At 66.0% G+C, this 3,119-nt stretch carries 4 protein-coding genes; all 4 read right to left on the reverse strand.

The genetic code is table 11. The features are described from left to right. Window positions 1–40: 40 nt before the first annotated feature. Window positions 41–466, reverse strand: coding sequence for a cupin domain-containing protein (locus ACTICP_RS16205; RefSeq protein WP_441894117.1), 426 nt, complete (start codon window positions 464–466; stop codon window positions 41–43). Window positions 467–493: 27 nt separating this feature from the next. Then, window positions 494–1,267 carry an ATP-binding cassette domain-containing protein gene (locus ACTICP_RS16210; protein WP_441894119.1) on the reverse strand — a complete coding sequence of 258 codons (774 nt, stop codon included), beginning with the start codon at window positions 1,265–1,267 and terminating at the stop codon, window positions 494–496. Further along, the gene (locus ACTICP_RS16215; protein WP_441894122.1) at window positions 1,264–2,133 is read right to left on the reverse strand and encodes an ABC transporter ATP-binding protein; all 870 of its coding nucleotides are present in this window, start codon (window positions 2,131–2,133) and stop codon (window positions 1,264–1,266) included. Before ACTICP_RS16215 ends, ACTICP_RS16210 begins: the two co-directional genes overlap by 4 nt. An 81-nt stretch (window positions 2,134–2,214) precedes the next feature. Continuing rightward, a partial coding sequence (locus tag ACTICP_RS16220; protein ID WP_441894124.1) for an ABC transporter substrate-binding protein occupies window positions 2,215–3,119 on the reverse strand: 905 nt, incomplete at its 5' end.

The following is a 3,119-nucleotide window of genomic DNA, read 5'->3' on the forward strand; positions in this document are numbered from 1 at the left end:
TGGACGAATTGCGCGAGAGACTGCGACGCCGCTGACCCGTTCAGCGATCCGCTTCGGCGTCGAACTCCTCCTCGCCGGTCTGCCGGAACGCGTGCGGCCCGCGCGGGCCGAAGATCAGGAGCAGCTGCGCGGGAGCATCCGACTCGTTGCGCACGCCGTGGCGCGTCCCCTGGGGCGCGTAGTACGCGTCGCCGGCGCGCAGCACCCGTTGATCTTCGTCTGCGGAGATGACGACCTCGCCCTGGGTGATGACGTACATCTCATCCTGGCTTCCCGTTGAGCAGCTGTCACCGGCGCCCTCCAGGTGGAAGTGCTGGCCCTCCTCCGCACCGGGCTCGAGGTGATAGCGGATCACCGAGATCGGCAGGTTCGTCGTCTCTTTGAAGTACCACTCGATGCCGATGCTCGCTCGCCCCTTGTACAGCTCCCACTCGCGGGCGTTATCGCCTCGTCGTTGGACGCGCATCACGTCTTCCCCTCGCTCCTTGATGTCTCATGTTCGGTAGAGCACCGGCATCGACTCGAGCAGACCCTGGGTGTACGGATGCTCCGGAGCCGTCATCACCTGCTCGCCCGTGCCTTCTTCGACGACCTGGCCTCTGTGCATGACGGCGACCCGGTGGGCGACGTGGTGCACGACAGACAGGTTGTGTGTGATGAACAGATAGGTGACGCCGGTCTGTTCCTGCAGACGGACGAGCAGATTGAGCACCTGCGCCTGGACCGACACGTCCAGTGCCGAGGTGGGCTCGTCGAGCACGATGAACTCGGGCTCGGCGGCCATAGCCCTGGCGATCGCGATGCGCTGACGCTGACCGCCAGAGAACTCGTGCGGAAATCGCCCGACCGAATCCGAGGGGATGCCGACCTGTTCAAGCGATTCGAATACGCGCAGACGGCGCTCTCGTGACGTCATCCGGGCGGCCACGAGCGGCTCGGCGACCGAGCGTCCGATAGCGAAGCGCGGGTCGAGGGAATCGTTCGGATCTTGGAAGACCATCTGGATGCGCCGGCGATGGTTCCGCAGGGCCCGACCGCGCAGGCCCGTGATGTCTGTGCCGTCGAACTCGATCGCCCCGGCTGTGGGGCGGCGCATCAGCAGAATTGCCCGGGCCAGCGTGCTCTTGCCTGAACCGGACTCGCCGACCAGGCCCAGGGTCTCTCCCCTGCGCACGTCGAGGCTCACATCATCCAGCGCGGTCATCGTGTTGCTCCCGTGCCCGAAGCGCTGAGTGACGTTCTTCACTCGCAGAACGTCGTCGGTCATGAGACCTCCTCCAGGATCGCCGGAACCTGATCGAAATCGTTCTCAGCGGGGATGACGGCCAGGGGCGAGCGCACCGGAACAGACGGTCGGGGAATGCTCTCCAACAACGCCCTGGTGTATGGATGCTGCGGGTTCGCGAGGATGCCCTCGGTCGAGCCGTACTCCACGATGCGCCCGCGGTACATCACGGCCACGCGCTCGCAGAGCTGGCCGATCACGCCGAGGTCGTGGCTGATGAACAGCACGCCCATTCCCGTCTCATCGCGCAGCGACCGGATCAGATCGAGGATCTGCGCCTGCACCGTGACGTCGAGCGCCGTGGTGGGCTCGTCGGCGACGAGGAGGGTGGGGTCGGCAGCGACCGCGATCGCAATGACCACGCGCTGGCGCTGTCCGCCCGAGAGCTGATGCGGGTAGTAGGCCATGCGACGCGCGGCATCGGGCATCTTCACCAGGTTGAGGATGTCGAGCGCCCTTGCGCGGGCTGTCTTCTTGTCGGCCACGCCGTGGATGAGCAGCACTTCGGCAATCTGCGCACCGATGCGCATGCACGGGTTCAGCGCCGACATCGGCTCCTGGAAGACCATCGAGGCGCGGACGCCTCGCACGCGCCCCCATTCTCGCTCCGAGGCGTCATTCATCTCCGCGCCGACGACCGACATGGTGTCGGCGGTGACCCGCGCAGAGTCGGGAAGCAGCCCCATCATCGCCAGCGCAACACTGGACTTTCCACTGCCGGATTCGCCGATGACGCCGACGATCTCCCCCTTGCGCACGCGCAGAGAGACGTCGGTCACCGAGGGTGGTGCGGTGCCGTAGGCGATGGTCAGGCCTTCGACGCGAAGGGCATCGACGTCAGTGCTCACGGTGTCAACCAGCTTTCGGTCTGAGGGAGATGGGGGGAAGAGAGAGCGGCACACCCGCGCGGCTATGCCGCTCTCTCGGGCTCACTGTGCGAGCCAGGCGGTGTCGAGACCGGAACGGGCGGTGTACAGATCCGTCTCATAGCCGACGAGCTTGCTGCTGTCCCAGACCTCGAAGGTCACCGGAACCGCAGCCGGCACGAACTCGAGCGCCTTGTCGGCCGATTCGACGGCAAGCTGATCGATGAGCTCGTAGTACTCCTCCGGCGTGGTCGCCGACTTCGCTTCTTTCAGCAGCTCGCGCGCCTTCTCGGCATCCGGGTTGCCGTCCCAGTGGTTGTAGTAACCGCCCTCCAGCAGCACCGGCTCGAGGTAGTACGCGGCCGACGCCCGGGGGCTGCCCGGAATGGCGACGAGGTCCTTCCACGACTCACCGGCGGTGAAGACCGGCGCGATCTCGGAGAGCGGGGTCGCCTCGAGCTTCAGCGTGATGCCCGCCTCGGCCAGCTGCTGCTGCATCATCTCGTAGACGGGGTGATGCGCCTGGGCGACGTCGCCCATGTAGCTGAGTGTGATCTCAGGGTTGGGCTGACCGGCCTCCTCCAGCAGACGCTTCGCCTCTTCGACGTCGCGCTCGTGATACGGCAACGACATCGGTTCGGGTGCGCCAAGGTCGCCGGCGGGCGGGACGAACGAGACACCCGCGTTTCCGAGCATCGCGGTGTCGACGATCTCCTGACGATCCAGCGCCAGCGAGATCGCCCGGCGGACGTTCAGGTCGGCGAGCGGACCCGACTCAGGGTTGATGTACACCGCGAGGTTTCGGCGGAAAGCCGCTTCGCCGAGCGTGAATCCGCTTGATTCGGCCTGTTGGGCGAGGCTGCCGTCAACGAAGGCCGCCGCCTGCACGCTCCCCTGCTGAAGGGCCGCGAGCAGCGTGTTCTCATCGGTGTAGAGCTCGAAGACGATCTTGTCGAGGTAGGGTTCTT

Origin of the sequence: Microbacterium sp. (assembly GCF_052102115.1) — a bacterium.
In the GTDB taxonomy this organism is placed as follows: domain Bacteria; phylum Actinomycetota; class Actinomycetes; order Actinomycetales; family Microbacteriaceae; genus Microbacterium.

Coding starts and splice junctions, on each gene's coding strand:
- ACTICP_RS16205 (WP_441894117.1), bottom strand. CDS start 466: ATGCGCGTCCAACGACGAGGCGATAACGCCCGCGAGTGGGAGCTGTAC.
- ACTICP_RS16210 (WP_441894119.1), bottom strand. CDS start 1,267: ATGACCGACGACGTTCTGCGAGTGAAGAACGTCACTCAGCGCTTCGGG.